Origin of the sequence: Agrobacterium larrymoorei, assembly GCF_005145045.1 — a bacterium.
Taxonomy (GTDB): domain Bacteria; phylum Pseudomonadota; class Alphaproteobacteria; order Rhizobiales; family Rhizobiaceae; genus Agrobacterium; species Agrobacterium larrymoorei.
The window spans coordinates 594,828-611,932 of record NZ_CP039691.1 but is presented as its reverse complement, the minus strand read 5'-3'; the positions used below and the strand labels follow the sequence as shown (position 1 = coordinate 611,932).

General features: G+C 58.4%; 12 protein-coding genes and 1 pseudogene. 11 read left to right on the top strand and 2 right to left on the bottom strand.

Annotated features, from left to right (window positions below):
• Nucleotides 1–92: 92 nt before the first annotated feature.
• The 6 genes from CFBP5473_RS02810 (at nucleotide 93) to xylA (ending at nucleotide 7,528) form a co-directional block, all read left to right on the top strand.
• Nucleotides 93–581: a CYTH domain-containing protein gene (locus CFBP5473_RS02810; protein ID WP_027675495.1), complete on the top strand. Its 489-nt coding sequence runs from the start codon at nucleotides 93–95 to the stop codon at nucleotides 579–581.
• On the top strand, nucleotides 565–1,473 hold the full coding sequence (locus CFBP5473_RS02805; protein WP_027675494.1) for a CHAD domain-containing protein: 909 nt from the start codon (nucleotides 565–567) through the stop codon (nucleotides 1,471–1,473). Before CFBP5473_RS02810 ends, CFBP5473_RS02805 begins: the two co-directional genes overlap by 17 nt.
• Nucleotides 1,474–1,585: 112 nt before the next feature.
• Complete coding sequence (trhO, locus tag CFBP5473_RS02800; RefSeq protein ID WP_027675493.1) at nucleotides 1,586–2,542, top strand: oxygen-dependent tRNA uridine(34) hydroxylase TrhO; 957 nt, start codon at nucleotides 1,586–1,588, stop codon at nucleotides 2,540–2,542.
• A gap of 949 nt (nucleotides 2,543–3,491) precedes the next feature.
• Nucleotides 3,492–4,511, top strand: coding sequence for a LacI family DNA-binding transcriptional regulator (locus tag CFBP5473_RS02795; protein ID WP_027675492.1), 1,020 nt, complete (start codon nucleotides 3,492–3,494; stop codon nucleotides 4,509–4,511).
• 24 nt (nucleotides 4,512–4,535) lie between these two features.
• Nucleotides 4,536–5,990, top strand: coding sequence for a xylulokinase (xylB, locus tag CFBP5473_RS02790; protein WP_027675491.1), 1,455 nt, complete (start codon nucleotides 4,536–4,538; stop codon nucleotides 5,988–5,990).
• 227 nt (nucleotides 5,991–6,217) lie between these two features.
• Nucleotides 6,218–7,528, top strand: a complete 1,311-nt coding sequence (gene xylA, locus CFBP5473_RS02785; RefSeq protein WP_027675490.1) for a xylose isomerase — start codon at nucleotides 6,218–6,220, stop codon at nucleotides 7,526–7,528.
• A gap of 131 nt (nucleotides 7,529–7,659) precedes the next feature.
• Here xylA and CFBP5473_RS02780 read toward each other — a convergent pair.
• Nucleotides 7,660–8,825, bottom strand: a pseudogene (locus CFBP5473_RS02780) (IS481 family transposase); the annotation flags it as partial.
• Between the two features lie 647 nt (nucleotides 8,826–9,472).
• On the opposite strand from CFBP5473_RS02780, the gene CFBP5473_RS02775 reads away from it, so the two are divergent.
• The 5 genes from CFBP5473_RS02775 to CFBP5473_RS02755 all read left to right on the top strand — a co-directional run bounded on the left by CFBP5473_RS02775 (nucleotide 9,473) and on the right by CFBP5473_RS02755 (nucleotide 15,401).
• Complete coding sequence (locus CFBP5473_RS02775; protein ID WP_027676916.1) at nucleotides 9,473–10,105, top strand: NAD(P)H-dependent oxidoreductase; 633 nt, start codon at nucleotides 9,473–9,475, stop codon at nucleotides 10,103–10,105.
• Nucleotides 10,106–10,529: 424 nt separating this feature from the next.
• Complete coding sequence (locus tag CFBP5473_RS02770) at nucleotides 10,530–11,570, top strand: methionine ABC transporter ATP-binding protein (protein WP_027676917.1); 1,041 nt, start codon at nucleotides 10,530–10,532, stop codon at nucleotides 11,568–11,570.
• Complete coding sequence (locus tag CFBP5473_RS02765; RefSeq protein ID WP_027676918.1) at nucleotides 11,560–12,228, top strand: methionine ABC transporter permease; 669 nt, start codon at nucleotides 11,560–11,562, stop codon at nucleotides 12,226–12,228. The genes CFBP5473_RS02770 and CFBP5473_RS02765 overlap by 11 nt, the downstream gene beginning before the upstream one ends.
• A 32-nt stretch (nucleotides 12,229–12,260) precedes the next feature.
• A complete protein-coding gene (locus CFBP5473_RS02760; protein ID WP_027676919.1) occupies nucleotides 12,261–13,037 on the top strand; it encodes a MetQ/NlpA family ABC transporter substrate-binding protein in 777 nt (258 codons plus the stop codon).
• A 156-nt stretch (nucleotides 13,038–13,193) separates the two neighbouring features.
• The gene (locus CFBP5473_RS02755; RefSeq protein ID WP_037171711.1) at nucleotides 13,194–15,401 is read left to right on the top strand and encodes a putative bifunctional diguanylate cyclase/phosphodiesterase; all 2,208 of its coding nucleotides are present in this window, start codon (nucleotides 13,194–13,196) and stop codon (nucleotides 15,399–15,401) included.
• A gap of 85 nt (nucleotides 15,402–15,486) precedes the next feature.
• Here CFBP5473_RS02755 and CFBP5473_RS02750 read toward each other — a convergent pair whose 3' ends face one another.
• Entirely contained in the window at nucleotides 15,487–17,070 is a 1,584-nt protein-coding gene (locus tag CFBP5473_RS02750; RefSeq protein ID WP_027676921.1) for a DHA2 family efflux MFS transporter permease subunit, read from the bottom strand.
• Between the last annotated feature and the right edge of the window lie 35 nt (nucleotides 17,071–17,105).

The following is a 17,105-nucleotide window of genomic DNA, read 5'->3' as shown; positions in this document are numbered from 1 at the left end:
CCCTGTCGAGGCAAAAGCAACGAAATCGTTCTTATTGCTTTTTCATGACAAGCTCTTACTCTACCTTCCCGCAAAACCTTACAGGGTGTTGAATGGCCAAAGAAATCGAACGCAAGTTCCTGGTTCGCAATGATGACTGGCGCCGCGAGGCGACCTCCAAGACACCCTTTCGCCAAGCCTATATCGCATCTATGGACGACCGTTCCCTGCGCGTGCGCATCAAGAACGGCAGCGATGCCATTTTGACGGTCAAGATCGGCACCAGCGCACTGGTGCGCGATGAATATGAATATTCCATTCCGCTCGATGATGCAGAGGAACTGCTGGGAGCCGCGCTCGGCATCGTGATCGAGAAGACCCGCTATACGGTGGATCATGAAGGCTTCGTCTGGGAGATCGATGTCTTCGAAGGCAGTTATAAGGGTCTCGTCGTCGCCGAAGTGGAGATGAACGACGAGAGGGACCGTCCCGCGCTTCCCTCATGGATCGGCCCGGAAGTAACCGGGGACCGGCGCTATTCCAACCAGCATCTGGCCATGGATGATTTGAGCGGGGAGCTTTGCCATGTCCTTCAGGCTTGATCCCGCTCGCGGCTTTGTCGAGGAGGTGAAGCGCGTCGGTCTGGAACTGATCGATGACGCCATCGCTCTCCTGAAGGACCAGCCGAACGGCACGCATGAGGCGGTGCATGATGCCCGCAAGAAATTCAAGCGTATCCGCGCGCTCTATCGTTTCCTGCAAAAGGAAGCGCCGGATTTCCGCGCGCAGGAAAATGTCCGCTTCCGCGATATCGCCCGGTCACTCTCTGCTGCGCGCGACGCGGCGGCATTGGTGGAGACCATCACCTATCTTGAAGGTTTCAGCCAGACGGAGGCGGAACGCGATGCGCTGGCTTCCGTTCATCGCACTCTCAGCGACAGGCGCGATGCAGCCACCCATGATGAGGGTGATCTACCCCAGCGCATAAAAGACGCCATCGCCGATTGTGAAGAAGGCAGGCAGGCTCTTATCGACCTCTCCATGCCGCATGGCAGGAAAACGGCGCGCAGGATGATCGAGAAGACCTGGACAAAACAGCGCCGCAAAGCGCTGCATGCACTCGGCCTCTGCCAGTCGGAAGCGCATGACGAGCATTTCCACGAATTGCGGAAGAGCGGGCAGGTTTACTGGATGCATCTGGCGCTTCTGCGCAAGATCTGGCCTTCCGCCATGAGGGCCAAGAAGGTTCAGGCAAAACATCTGGTCAAGCTGCTCGGTCATGAACATGATCTTTCGGTTCTTGCAGCCTTCGCGGATCGCGAGCCCGAGCGCTTTTCCGGCGCAGAGACACTCGCGCTCCTCCTGAACGCCATCATCGACCGGCAGCAGGCTTTGCGCGAAGAGAGCTTGCAACTGGCGGAGCACGTCTTTGCCGAGACGGCACATGGTGAAAGCGAAATCGTCGGCCTGCTGTGGAAGCACGCAGCACGCTAGGGCCGCTGCTGACGGACGCAGGCGAATTGACGATTTTCAAAACTTTGCGCAGCCCTTGTTTTCCAGCGGAATAAGATTGCAAGCGGACGCGTCACGCTGTATTTCAGCGGCCATGACCGACACCTCTGCACAATCCCGCCCGGACGCCACAGCCGGAGCCAATAGCGATTTCCTGGTGGCAGCGCTTTATCACTTCGCCCGCTTCCCGCGGTTCGAGAGCGTGCGCGAGCCGCTGTTCAGGCTGTGTCAGGAAAACGGAGTGAAGGGAACGCTGCTTCTGGCCGCCGAGGGTATCAACGGCACCATTGCAGGCACGGATGCGGGCATCGATACCGTGCTCTCCTGGCTGCGCGCACAGCCGGAATTTGCCGGTCTGGAGCACAAGGAAAGTCGCGCTTCCAAAATGCCTTTCGTGCGCATGAAGGTGAAGCTGAAGCAGGAAATCGTCACGATGGGCGTGGCCGATATCGATCCAAACAAGATCGTCGGCACCTATGTCGACCCAAAGGACTGGAACGAGCTGATCTCCGATCCAGACACGATCCTCATCGATACGCGCAACGATTACGAAACCGCCATCGGCGTGTTCAAGGGCGCGGTCGATCCGCAGACCAAGACGTTTCGCGAGTTTCCCGATTGGGTGAAAAACAATCCCGGCCTGCACAACAAGCCGAAAATCGCCATGTACTGCACCGGCGGCATCCGCTGCGAAAAGGCCACCGCTTTCATGAAAGAACAGGGCTTCGATGAGGTTTATCACCTTAAAGGCGGCATCCTGAAATATTTGGAAGAAGTGCCGGAAGAAGAGAGCCTGTGGGAAGGCGCCTGCTTCGTCTTTGACGAGCGCGTCTCGGTCGTTCACGGCCTTGCCGAAGGCGACCACAAACTCTGCCACGCCTGCCGCAACCCGATCACGGATGAAGTGCGCCTTTCGCCGAAATTCGAAGAGGGCGTCTCCTGCCCCAGCTGCTACGACGAGCGCACGGAAGAAGACCGCCAACGTTTCCGCAACCGCCAGAAGCAGATCGATATCGCCAAGAAGCGTGGCGAGAAGCATATCGGGCGGTAGTGAACGGAGTCACAGGCTCGTCAGCGCAGCAGCTTCTTAAATCAAGTACGTGTAGTCGCCCAGCGACCTAATTGGGCTTCCCATCCTGGTGAGCCGGAGTAGCGCCCGGCCTCACCCCGGTCTTCCGTTATGACCCCTCGGTCCGCCGCCACAGGTCAAATTCGACCGCGCTATTACTCCATCAATCGCTGGAAAAGAATGGCACATACACCCACCGCGTCATCCTCGGGCTTGACCCGAGGATCCACAACCGTTTGATTTCGTTGATGGCGATGGATCCTCTGCTAAAGGCCACTGCTGTGCAGTTGAGATTTATGGACTTGGTATAAGATATTGCATTTCGTTTTTTATACTCTTTACGAATTCGCACCCGCCAGTGCAACGCTGGCTTTGAATGTAGCAACGGCAATCCCCACTTCTGTCATCCCGGACTTGATCCGGGATCCAGCCAGACCAAGTCCTTGGTCTGAAGGACTTTTTTTGCCGCGCAGACGCGCGTCTGCTTGACCCCGCATCGAGTGCGGGGTGACGGGTGAGAGCTGTTCTCGCCTCAAACCAACCTATCTATTTAAACCGGACAGCAGTGGCTCAAGGCCGAGGATAACGCGGTGGGTTTGGCGATGGTGTCTACGAATATCTACGCCTGCGCCTAAAGTCGCACCGAGGACCAGAATATGCGTGGAATGCGTAATGTCTGAATCATTAAACCGGACAGCGGTGAGGGAAGTGCGATTGTGACGCCGAAGGCGCGTTAACCGCCCCTCAACCCTCAAGCCACTTCTGACAAACGCGCGTCCGTTGAATCAACGTTATTACTCTTACACTCAACGAGCACACTAAATTCGCTAACACAGTACAGGCCACGGCCACGTTTAGTAATGAGGTACGTACATCATTTTCTGATTTACGTACCTCAAATTCTCCTCTATGACGTTGCGCGGGAGGATGCATGAAGCCGACAGTTCACGATATTGCTTCGAAAGCAGGCGTCAGCCTCGCCACCGTCGACCGGGTGATCAACCTGCGTCCGGGCGTGCACGCGTCGACCCGCGCCAAGGTGGAAGCGGCGATTTCCGAGCTGGGTTACGTGCGCGATATAGCAGCCGCAAATCTTGCCAAGGGGCGCTCTTACGCGCTTGTTTTTATTCTTCCCAACAACGACAATTCCTTCATGGCGGGTCTTCGTGCCGAGGTTCGGGCGGCGGCCTCGCGGTCTTATCTGGAGCGCACCTCCATCCGCATCATCGAGGTGCCACCCTTCGATGCGGCGGCGCTGACACAGGCGCTGGACGTAGCGCGGCTGGAAAAGCCTTCCGGCGTTGCCTTCGTCGCCATCGATTCAGAAGACGTTGTGGAGGCCGCCGACCGGCTGGCCGATAGCGGCGTGGCGGCGGTAACGCTGGTCTCCGATCTGACCGGCTCGAAGCGCGATCATTTCGCAGGCGTCGATAACGCTGCTGCGGGGCGCACGGCGGGTAGCCTCATGGGCCGCTTTCTGCCGAAGAGCAAAGCCGAGATTGCCGTTCTGGCGGGCTCCATGCTAGTGAAGGATCACCGCGAGCGTCTGGCCGGTTTTCAGTCCGTGATCGAAGCGGAGTATCCACATCTCAACATCCTGCCGGTTCTCGAAGGCCGGGATGACTCTGACATGGTGGCGGAGCTCGTGGCGCAATGCCTCGCGCAGCACCCGCATCTGGGTGGGCTCTACAGCCTCGGCGCTGGCAATCGCGGCCTCATCCGCGCGCTGAAATCAACCGGCTCGAAACCTTGCGTGATCGCCCATGAACTTAATGACACCACGGCAACGGCCCTTCGCGAAGGCGTCGTGGACGCCGTGCTGAACCAAGATGCGGGCCATGAGGTGCGCAGCGCCATCCGCGTACTGAAGGCGCGTGCCGATGGCCTCACCGTCATCGAAGCGCAGGAGCGCATCCGTATCGACATATTTCTGAGGGATAATCTCCCTTGAATGCAATCTGAACTGGAGAACAGCATGTATCTTGGTCTCGATCTCGGAACATCCGGCGTGAAGGCGCTGCTTATCGACGGCGATCAGAAGATCATCGGCTCGGCCAATGGCTCGCTGGAGGTCTCGCGCCCGCATTACGGCTGGTCGGAGCAGGACCCTGCCCACTGGATCAAGGCGACGGAAACCGCAATCGCGGGCCTCAAAGCCAAGTTCCCGAAAGAGCTTTCCGCCGTCAAAGGAATAGGTCTTTCCGGCCAGATGCACGGCGCAACGCTGATCGATGCCGCAGGCGATGTGCTTCGCCCCTGCATCCTGTGGAACGACACGCGCTCCTACGCCGAAGCCGCGAAGCTCGATGCCGATCCACGCTTTCGCAAGATCACCGGCAATATCGTCTTCCCCGGCTTCACCGCGCCGAAGCTGGTCTGGGTTGCCAATAACGAGCCGGACATCTTCTCCAAGGTGGCCAAGGTTCTGCTGCCGAAGGATTACCTGCGTCTCTGGCTGACGGGTGAATATATTTCTGAAATGTCCGATTCTGCTGGCACCTCATGGCTGGATACCGGCGCACGCAAATGGTCGCCGGAATTGCTGGAAGCGACCGGCCTCAGCGAAGATCACATGCCGTCACTGGTGGAAGGGACGGATGAGGCGGGAACCTTGCGTTCCGAACTGGCTTCCGCATGGGGCATTTCCGGCAAGGTCTTCATAGCAGGCGGCGCGGGCGATAACGCGGCGTCTGCCTGCGGCATGGGCACAGTGTCGGAAGGCCATGCCTTCGTTTCGCTCGGCACATCTGGCGTGCTCTTCGCTGCCAACGCTTCCTACCTGCCGAAGCCGGAAAGTGCGGTTCACGCCTTTTGCCACGCGCTGCCCAACACATGGCACCAGATGGGCGTTATTCTTTCGGCTACCGATGCGCTCAACTGGTATTCCGGCATTGCAGGCAAGTCCGCTGCCGATCTGACGAGTGAACTGGGCGACGAACTCAAGGCACCAACCGGCGTCACCTTCGCGCCCTATCTCTCCGGCGAGCGCACGCCGCACAACGACGCCGCCATTCGCGGTTCCTTCATCGGACTGTCGCATGAGAGCGACCGCAAGGCGCTGACGCAAGCCGTGCTGGAAGGCGTGACCTTCGCCATCCGGGACAATCTCGAAGCCCTGAAATCCGCAGGCACCTCCATCTCCCGCGTCACCGCCATCGGCGGCGGTTCCCGTTCTCGCTACTGGCTGGCCTCTATTGCCACCTCGCTTGGCGTGCCGGTGGATATTCCGGCGGAAGGCGATTTCGGCGCGGCCTTCGGTGCGGCACGTCTTGGTTTGATTGCAGCAACGGGTGCTGATCCGGTCGGCGTCTGCACGCAGCCGGAGACGGAGGAGACGATTGAGCCGGTCGCTGCGTTGAGCGGGGCCTATGAGGAGGCTTACGGGCAGTATCGGGCGCTTTATCCGGCGATCAAGCCACTTTCGCATTAGGGGTTGCGGGTGGGCTTACCCCCCTCTGCCCTGCCGGGCATCTCCCCCACAAGGAGGGAGATTGGCTGGGCTCGCTGACGCCACTTCAATTTCGACCTCAGCTTTGACCGAGAGGTTGCCACAGATCGATCTCCCCACCTGTGGGGGAGATGTCCGGCAGGACAGAGGGGGGTGAGCCACACCCGCCAGCACCTGCAAACCACGTAACACCAAAGGGAGAACCACACATGAGCACTGGATTTTTCGGCGATATCGCCAAGGTCAAATATGAAGGCCCTGATAGCACCAACCCGCTGGCCTTCCGCCATTACAACCCGGACGAAATCGTTGCGGGCAAGCGCATGGAAGATCACCTGCGTTTCGCCGTCGCTTATTGGCATTCCTTCGCATGGGAAGGCAGCGATCCCTTCGGTGGCCGCACCTTCGACCGTCCGTGGTTCGGCGATGAGATGTCCAAGGCCAAGCTGAAGGCCGATGTCGCCTTCGAGATGTTCAGCCTGCTCGGCGCGCCTTACTATTGCTTCCACGACGCGGATGCGCGTCCCGAAGGCAAGACTTTTGCTGAAAGCACCAAGAACCTTAACGAAATCGTCGATTACCTCGCACAGAAGCAGGAACAGACCGGCGTCAAGCTACTCTGGGGCACCGCCAACCTGTTCTCCAACCGACGCTTCATGTCGGGCGCGTCTACCAATCCGGACCCGGATGTGTTTGCCTATTCCGCTGCCACCATCAAGACCTGCATGGATGCCACGATGAAGCTCGGCGGCGAGAACTACGTTCTGTGGGGCGGTCGTGAAGGCTATGAAACGCTACTCAACACCGATCTGAAACGCGAATTCGACCAGATGGCGCGCATGCTGCACATGGTAGTCGAATATAAGTACAAGATCGGCTTCAAGGGCACGATCCTTGTCGAGCCGAAGCCGCAGGAGCCGACCAAGCACCAGTATGATTATGACGTCGCGACCGTCTATGGCTTCCTGAAAAAATACGGCCTCGAAAACGAAGTGAAGATGAACATCGAGCAGGGCCACGCCATTCTCGCCGGTCACACCTTCGAGCATGAGCTGGCGCTGGCCAACACGCTCGGCATCTTCGGTTCCATCGATATGAACCGTAACGATTACCAGTCCGGCTGGGATACCGACCAGTTCCCCAACAATGTACCGGAAATGGCGTTGGCCTATTATCAGGTCCTGCAGGCAGGCGGCTTTACCACCGGCGGCACCAATTTTGACAGCAAACTGCGCCGCCAGTCTCTCGATCCGCAAGACCTGCTGATCGGCCATATCGGCGGCATGGATTGCTGCGCCCGTGGCCTGAAGGCGGCGGCGAAGATGGTGGAAGACGGTGCACTGTCCAAGCCACTGGCCGAGCGTTATGCCAAGTGGGACGACGCCGAAGCCCAAAAGATGCTGCGCGGCGAATACAAGCTGGAAGAAATTGCAGCGAGGGTCGAGCGCGATAACATCAACCCTGAACCGAAGTCCGGTCGTCAGGAATATCTGGAGAATGTGGTCAACCGTTACGTTTAACGGTTCCCATTCTCCTCATTCCTGTCCTTGTGACAGGAATCCAGTCAGCCCAAGTCCTTGGGCTGAGAAAAGCCTTGTGGTTGCAACGTCGCCAAGTCCGGAAACGTCATCCTCGGCCTTGTTGTAAAGACCGGACACATCCCTGACAGATGTTCGGAGACATCCCTGACAGTGCGGCCTAGCTTTCAAGGTTGATTTTTGCGACCTGGGTTGCGCCGAAGAAGACGCCGTAGAGGCCTGTGCGGTTGAGGGATCGGATGGCCAGGCGTTCGTTTCTGAAGGCGTTCGGCACCCGCCAGGTCTTGCCCTTGAAGCTGACATAGCCCTTGGTCGAACTGACGCAGCGAACGATCTCGCTTCTGTCGTAGATGGGCTCTGGAAGCTGGTTGGGAAATGCACGTGAGGAAGGCCGATAGCGGCTTGCGGGCACGGCCATGCCGAGCGCTTCGTGCGGGCGATGGTGATTGTAGATACGGCGCCAGCGGTCGAACGCTTTTTGGGCGTGGGCCTGATCCAAGAGCGTTGTGAAGTCCGTCACTTCCGCCTTGAGACTACGATGAAACCGTTCGTTCTTGCCACGACCCTGCGGATGATAAGGCCGGGAATGGATCAATTCGATGCCAAGCTTCAACAGCCAGACCCGCAGCCGCGTCCATTGATTGGGCACGCCCGCACCCCATGGATTGCCATTGTCGCAGTAAATGGCCATCGGCATGCCATAGCGACGAAAGATCGCCTCCAGCCTGGCCCGAACGGTCTCCAGCTGCTCGTTGGGGCAGGCTTCGATGGCAATGGCGAAGCGGGAGTGGTCATCGATGATGGTTAGGGGATAGCACCAGTTGCCACAGGCCATCTGGATGCGCCCTTTGAAGTCCATTTGCCAGAGGAGGTTGGGCGCCTCGCGCTCGAAGCGACCGTTTGCCATGCGCTCACTCGGTCGCGCCCCGATCCTGCCATGGCGGGAAAGAACGGCATGCACGGTGGAGACGCAAGGCGGCTCCATACCAAGGTCGCGCATTCGCCTTGCGATCTTGCGGGCACCCCAGGCCGGGTGCTCGTCACGAATATCGACGACACTGCGCTCCAGATCATCGGGGGTTCGAAAAGGGCTTGAATGCGGACGACGGGAGCGATCCTGCACGGTCTCTCCCGCCTTTGCCCGCCGCAGCCAAAGATACCCCGTCTGCCGACTGATGCCGAAACGCTTGGACAAAGCCGAAACATTGGCCCCCTCCAACGACGCAAGCATCACAAATTCGCTTCGCTGATCCACGACAGACACCTCCCGCCAAGCCATCCCGACCTCCTTTGCCACAGAGCAAAACTGTCAGGGATGTCTCCGAACATCTGTCAACTATGTCTCAAGGCTGTACACTTGTGCCGAGGATAAGATGTCCGAGCAACGACGCTCGGGCGCAAGCAGCAATCCCTCACCTAGAAAATCTACGACTTAGCTAAAGCTAAGATCGTGATTTTCTTTCCTCTCCCACAAGGGGAGAGGTACCCAGCCGCTCCCGCTTCGTTCCCCATCGACCGCGAAGATACCGTAGAACGGTGCGGCGTCTTATCTCTCCCCCATCATCCTGAGCCTGCCGAAGGAGTGGGAGAGAAAGCGATTTCAACATCTTAGCCACAGGCTAAGTGTTAGAAATCGCAAGTGAGGGGTTTGCCCCGGACTCGAGTTCTTTTGTAAAAAGTGCCGTCGTGACAGGTCCGGCAAATGCAAAGACCTCAAATATACTTGCCAATACAAACGCATCTGCCCAAGGAATATAGATCCCTCCGGCATCCTGCCCGAAAAGAGCACGCCGGAGAGAATTTCCCATGGTTACTTCTCTGTGCCTTCTTGTGTGCGCTGCAACATGACCTATCTCTTCGTGGTTTCAAATCAGCGCGGTGCTCCGCAATGTGCGCCACGCGCCAGTCCCAAAGGAGACTGTTTTCATGTTGATCGAGAAATTGAACTGGCGTTATGCCACCAAGAAGATGGACGCTTCCAAGGTTGTATCCGAGGATAAGGTTGAGCGCATCGTTGAAGCCGCTCGCCTTGCTCCCACCTCCAGCGGTTTGCAGCCTTTCGAAATCATCGTCGTGACCAACCCGGAAGTCCGCGCGAAAATCCAGGAGATTGCCTGGAACCAAGCGCAGGTCACCGAGGGTTCGCATCTTCTCGTTTTTGCCGCATGGGATAACTACACGCCCGAGCGCATCAACCACATGTTCGATCTGACCAACGACGAGCGCGGTTTCAAGAACGAGGGCTGGGAAAGATACCGGCAGTCGCTGTTGAATTCTTACCCGCAACGCGATGCGCAGGTGAACTTCGAACACGCCGCCCGCCAAGCCTATATCGGCTTTGGCATGGCTGTCGCACAGGCTGCTTTCGAGGGCGTGGATTCGACCCCGATGGAAGGTTTCGATCCGGCCAAGCTCGATGAGATTCTCGGCCTTCGCGAAAAGGGTCTGCGCTCGGTCACGATCCTGCCGCTCGGTTATCGTCAGGAAGAGGGAGACTGGCTGGTCAATCTCAAGAAGATCCGTCGCCCGCTGGATCAGTTCGTTTCCACGGTAAAGTGAACGGATTCTCGAGTCTTCTGGCAGATTTTTCTTCTATCTGGCGATAATTGAAAAATCGTACCTATAAAACGGTATCGCATACGGGCATGTATGCGATACACAGATGCCTTGATTGTCAGCCCCACTGGCCCGGCATCGCAAGAAAGTTGGAACAGAATGCTCGAGACTGTCTTTCGTTGTCGAATGTGCTGACGCATCGGCGCAAAAATCGAAATCGATTTTTGCAAAGCACGATGCGCAGTTCAAGGAGCTAGAGCGTCCTTTGTGCGTCCTGAAGGACGCACGGCGCTCTAGTGGCTGCATGAGCGGTGGCGGCCCTTGTTCGCCGCCGGAATGAAGAGACACTTTCGTCAAGAGCAATATAATGAATTCCGTAATTACTGAGGGCGCTAGCAAGCAGCCTCACAAGCAGACAGCGAACCCGATGGTGGTGTTCGAGGCTGTCACCAAGACATTCGGCGGAAGCGGCAGCCAGCCGTCTTTCGCAGCGCTGGCCGGTGTGGATTTTTCCGTGCCGCGCGGCGGCATTTCCGGTATTATCGGTCGCTCCGGTGCCGGTAAATCTACCATGATCCGCCTCGTCAACGGGCTGGAACGTCCAAGCTCCGGCAAGGTCGTGGTCGATGGCGTGGATGTCGGTGCGCTGGATGAGGCGGGCCTGCGCACGCTGCGTCGCTCGGTCGGCATGATCTTCCAGCACTTCAACCTTCTGTCCTCGCGCACGGCCTATGACAATGTCGCGCTGCCGCTGGAAATCTCCGGTGTCTCGAAGGCCGAGATCAAGCGCAAGGTCGGCCCGCTGCTCGATCTCGTCGGCCTTGGCGATAAGGCGAACCGTTACCCCGCAGAGCTTTCCGGTGGCCAGAAACAGCGCGTCGGCATCGCCCGTGCGCTCGCGACAGAGCCGAAGCTGCTTCTTTCCGATGAAGCCACCTCGGCGCTCGACCCGGAAACCACACAGTCGATCCTTGAGCTTCTAAAGCGCATCAATGCCGAACTCGGCCTCACCGTTCTTCTCATCACCCATGAGATGGAAGTGGTGAAGACCATCGCCAGCCAAGTGGCGGTCATCGACAAGGGATTGATCGTCGAGCATGGCAGCACCTTCGATATCTTTACCCATCCGCAACATGAAACGACACGCAGCCTTCTATCGTCCGCAGTCGGAGTGAAGCTGCCGCGCTGGGTGACCTCGGGCCTGAAAACTGAAGCAACGACCGGCGACCGCATTCTGGTGCGCCTCGTCTTCTTCGGCGATACCGCCTTCCAGCCGCTGACGGCCCGTCTCGTTGCCGAGATTGGCCCTGACGTAAACATTCTTGCTGGGACCATCGAAGAGATTGCGGGCGATCCTTTCGGGTCGCTGGTCGTGTCTTATCCGGCAACGCCTGACGTGCTGGCGCGCGCGGAGCGCTTCTATACCGAAACCGGATTGTCGACGGAGGTGCTCGGCTATGTCGCCTGATATGCTGTTCAACATTCTCCTCAAAGGTTTGCTCCAGACGCTCCACATGGTGGCGGTGTCGGGTATCGTCGGCTCCGTTCTCGGTCTGCCCATCGGCATTTTCCTTGCCACCAGCGGCAAGGGTGAGCTTTTCGAAGCACCGATGACCAACCGCGTGATCGGCTTCATCGTCAATGCCGCCCGTTCCACGCCCTTCATCATTCTGGTCGTGGCCATCATTCCCTTTACCCGGCTGGTTGCGGGCACATCCATCGGCACCAATGCGGCCATCGTGCCGCTGACGGTCGCCACCGTGCCCTTCATCGCCCGTCTGGTGGAAGCGGCCATCCGCGAAGTCGACAAGGGGCTGATCGAAGCCGCGCGCGCCATGGGCGCCACGCCGCTTCAGATCGTCACCAAGGTTCTGCTGGCGGAAGCCAAGCCTGGCATTACGCTGGCGCTTACCCTCACGCTCGTCAGCCTCATCGGCTATTCGGCCATGGTCGGTGCCGTCGGCGGCGGTGGTCTGGGGGATCTTGGCATTCGCTATGGCTACCAGCGTTTCATGCCGGATGTGATGCTGGTCGTGGTGGTTGTTCTCATCGTGCTTGTCCAGATCGTGCAGAGCGCGGGCGATGCCCTTGCCCGCAGCTTCGACAAGCGAAACCGTAAAAACTAACAACAAACAAACTGATCCCAAGGAGACATCAAATGAAGAAACTCATTATCGCTGCGTCGCTTGCAGCCCTCTTCGCCGATAGCGCATTGGCCGAGACCATCAAGATTGGCGTGACGCCTGCCGAACATGCGCAGATCATGGAACAGGTGAAGAAGGTTGCGGCCACCAAGGGCCTCGACATCGAAATCCTCGAATTCTCCGATTACGTCGTGCCGAACCAGGCTCTGGCCGATGGCGAGCTTCAGGCCAACTCCTTCCAGCACCAGCCTTACCTCGACAACCAGATCGCGGACCGCAAGTTCGATCTCGTCAGCGTCGGCACCACCATCACAACACCGATGGGCGTTTACTCCAAGAAGGTGAAGAGCCTTGACGAACTGAAGGACGGCGCAACGGTCGGCATTCCAAACGACCCGACAAACGGCGGCCGCGCGCTTCTGGTTCTGGCTTCCAAGGGCGTTCTCAAGGTCAAGGAAGAAGCCGGTCTGAAGGTAACGCCAGCCGACATCACCGAAAACCCGAAGAACATCCAGATCGTTGAACTCGATGCCGCACAGCTGCCGCGCTCGCTGGATGATACCGATGCCTCGGTCATCAACACCAACTATGCAACGGCTGCCGGTCTGAACCCGAAGAAGGACGCAATCGCCATCGAAAGCGAAAAGTCCCCTTATGCCAACGTCATCGCCGTTCGCGCTCAAGACAAGGACAAGCCTTGGGTAAAGACGCTGGTCGAATCCTATCACAGCCCTGAAATCAAGAACTTCATTCTTGAGAAGTACAACGGCACGGTCATCCCTTCCTGGTAAGATTTGTCCGCTGATTGTCGAGTTTGGCCCCTTCCGCTAGCGCGGGAGGGGCTTTTTACGTGCGAAAGTGGCAGAACTGTACGTTTTTTACCGTGCCGGGCTGTTTTGCCTTAACATCTTTTGAATATTTCCACCGCACCATGGGCTCTTTCAGGGATGGGCTTTTTGCGTGTAATGCGGGGAACCACAAGTCAGATGGTGCTGATGGGCCGGAGGTCCGCGGTGGCGGGCATTCTGTTTGCCTTCGCGCTCGTCGTCTTCATCGTTACCGCGCTCATTCTCTCCGCTCTCACAAACGTCACCCAGAACACCAACGCGCTGGATGAGCAACGCTCGCTCGAAACCACCAGCGGCGCGCTTGCCACATTCCTCGATCAACTCGGCGCTACATTGAACGACTACGCCGCCTGGGACGATGCGGCGCAGTTCGTTTATGCCAAGGACGGAGCGGGCTGGATCGTTTCCAATTACGGGGACATGACGGTCAATAGCGAGCTTTTCGATACCGCCGTCGTGCTCGATGACAATCAGGGTGTCATACTCGCTTACCAGAACGGCAGGCCTGCGGAATGGTCCGTCGGCACCTATTTCGGCGACAGCATTTCCGAAATGATTCACCGCGTCCGTTCAACGCGCGATGGCGACACGCCCGAAGCCACAGGTTTCGTGCGCACGCGAGATGGTATTGCTGCCGCAGGCATTGCCCTCGTGCGGCGGAAATCCGGTGAAGCACAGGGCGATTCTGGTCGCCGCTACCTGCTTTTCGCGCGCCATCTGACCGAAGAGAAGGTCGCAAAGCTCGGCCAGACCTATGTCGTCAATGGATTGGCGTTGCATACGGGCCTTGCGACGACGCCCTACTATGTCGATATCGTCAACCTCAATGGCGAAATCCTCGGCAAGCTGACGTGGAAGTCCAAGATGCCGGGCGATATCAGTCTGGATGAGGTGCGCCCACGCGTGCTGACCGCCATCGCCATTGCGGGCATCTTCTTCCTTGTGCTTCTGATCTTCGGCTTTGCGGCCATCAAGAAGCTGAAGAAGGATGAGGCCTCGGCGCGCGAGCAGCTTCTTATCGACCGCCTCAGCGGGCTCTATAATCGCCCCGGCCTTTTCGTCGGCCTCAAGCGGCTGACGGACAAGGCGCAGGAAGACCACTCTTACGTCAACCTCATCTACCTGGACCTCGATGGCTTCAAGGAGGTCAACGATTCCTTTGGACATGGCGCGGGTGACCTGCTGATCAAGGCGGTTGCCGCGGCCCTTCGCGTTCTCGTTCCAAAACATGCCTTCCTGGCACGTCTCGGCGGAGATGAATTCGCGATTGCGCTTCAGGGGCCGGAAGCCCGCATAGAAGGGCGGATCCTGTGCGATGCATTGCTGGAACTGTTTTCCGAGCCCTTCATGCTTGGGGATCGTGTGGCGACAATCGGCTGCAGCATCGGCACCTCCGTATCCAAGAACGGTGATATCGACGGGGAAGAGCTTCTGCGGCGCGCGGATATGGCCATGTATGAGGCCAAGGAAAACGGGCGCGGGCGCTACATCGCTTACGAAGCCCATATGGACAACCGGCGCGAGGAGAAGAACCAGCTTGAGGCCGATCTGAAATACGGCATCGAGAACCACGAAATCAGGGTCGTCTTCCAGCCTGTGGTCAACACGCTGACCCGCCGTATCGTCGGTGTCGAGGCGCTGGCGCGCTGGAGCCGCCCCGGCTACGGCCCCGTTTCGCCCGATGTCTTCATTGCCGCTGCCGAATCCAGCGGCCTGATCGATCAGTTGGGCCTTTTCGTCATGCGCACCGCGCTTCAGGCGGCAAAGGCCTGGCCGGAACTGAAGGTCGCGGTCAATATTTCACCCATGCAGTTCCGCAACCCGGCCTTTGCCGGGCATGTGCTGCAAATTCTGGAAGAGACCGAGGTTTCGCCAAGCCGCGTCATGCTGGAAATGACCGAAGGTTATTTCATCCACCAGCCCGAACGGGCGGGCACGGCCATTGAAAAGCTGAAGCAGATCGGTCTCAGCATCGCGCTCGATGATTTCGGCTCGGGCTTTGCCAGCATCGGCTACCTCCGCCGCTTCGGCTTCAACCGCATGAAGATCGACAAATCGCTGGTGGAGGCACTGGACGAAGGCGGTCGCTCTCTGGAAATGCTGACGGCAACCGTGGCGCTCGCGCGCTCGCTCGGCATTCCCGTGACGGCAGAAGGCATAGAAACCGAAGACCAGGCCGCCATCGTGCAGATTTGCGGCTGTGACGAACTGCAAGGCTATCTCTTCGCTAAGCCGCTTGAAGCGGACCAGGTTTCTGTTCTGCTGGCAGAGCAGGACGAGCCGGTTCAACGGCTGAAAGTTTCCTGACTTGTATCCGTAACGTCCACCCACCCTCAAACGACAAGGGCCACCATTTCTGGTGGCCCCTTGCGCTGCGGTGGATGGCTGTAAATCAGTGGGCGGCGTCTGGAGGGGGCGCGGCCTTGGGCTTGTTGATCAGCACCGTGAGGAAGACCAGGCAGCTGAAGAGGACGGTCAGCAGCAGGAAGACATCCGCAAAGGCGAGCAGCCAGGCCTGCTGCGAGACGACACCGACCAGCTTCTTGATGGCAACGGCGGAACCATCGAGACCGTAGGAATCATAGTTGGCGCCGACGCTGTTCAGCCAGTCCAGCGCAGCCGGATTGCCGTAGTTCACATGCTCTGCGATACGGAAATAATGATCGTCCGTGCGCTGGCTGAGCAGCGTGTTGATGATGGCAAGGCCCACGGCGCCGCCGAGATTACGGGTGAGGTTGTAAAGACCGGAGGCGTTCTTGATACGGGCCGGAGGCAATGTGCCGAGCGCGATATTGTTGATCGGAACCATGCACATCATCAGGCCGAAGCCGCGCAGGATTTGCGGGATAAGCAACTCGTAAAAGTCCCAATCGGCCGTCACATGCGTCATGATCCAAGTACCGGCAGCGAAGCTGATAAAGCCTATCGCCATCATGACACGCGGATCGAGCTTGGTGGACAACCGCCCCGCAATCGGCGCCGTGAAGAACATGGCAAGACCGGAGACGAACATGGTTTCGCCGATCATCAGCGCATCGTAACCACGCACGCGCCCGAGATAGAGCGGGTACATATAGGTCAGACCGTAAAGGCCGATGCCCATGACGAAGGAAAAAAGCGAGCCGATGGAGAAATTCCGGTCCGAGAAGGCGCGCAGATCCACGACAGGGAAATCGACCTTGAGGGCACGCCAGAAAAACACGACCGCGCCGATAGTCATGGCGATGGCGCCGATGACGATGTGATCGTCGTTGAACCAGTCGTTATTGTTGCCCTCTTCCAGCACATATTCCAGCGAACCGAGGAAGACGCCCATGGAGAGAAGGCCCCACCAGTCGAACTTCTTCCAGAGCGAGCTTTCCGGCTTGTCGAAATCGATGAAGGTCCAGGTGACGATGGTGACGATGATGCCCGGAATGATGTTGACGAGGAACAGCCAGTGCCAAGAAAAGGCATTGGAGAGATAACCGCCGACGGTCGGGCCGATAGTGGGCGCCAGTGTTGCCACAAGACCGATGATGGGCGAGACGATTGCCCGCTTGGATGGCGGGAAGATGGTGAAGGCGGCGGCAAAGACGGATGGAATCATGCCGCCGCCTATGAAGCCCTGGATAGCACGGTAAACGATCATCTGGTCGATGTTCGTCGCCGTGGCGCACAGGGCACTGGAAATGGTGAAGCCTGCAGCGCAGGTGGCAAAAAGCACCCGCGTAGAAAGGATGCGCGCCAGCGTACCCGAAAGCGGAATCATGATGACTTCCGCAATCAGATAGGATGTCTGCACCCAGGCAATCTCATCCGAACCGGCACCGAGACCGGCCTGGATTTCCGCAAGCGACGCGGAGACGATCTGGATGTCGAGGATCGACATGAACATGCCGAACACCATGGCGAAAAACGCGATGAGGCGTCTCCGGTCCATCGGAGGATCGGCGGCGGCCATTGCCCCGCCTGCCATGTTGGCTGTTGCCGCCATGATCTTTGTCCTTAGAGCAGTCGCGGCAGGCGCTC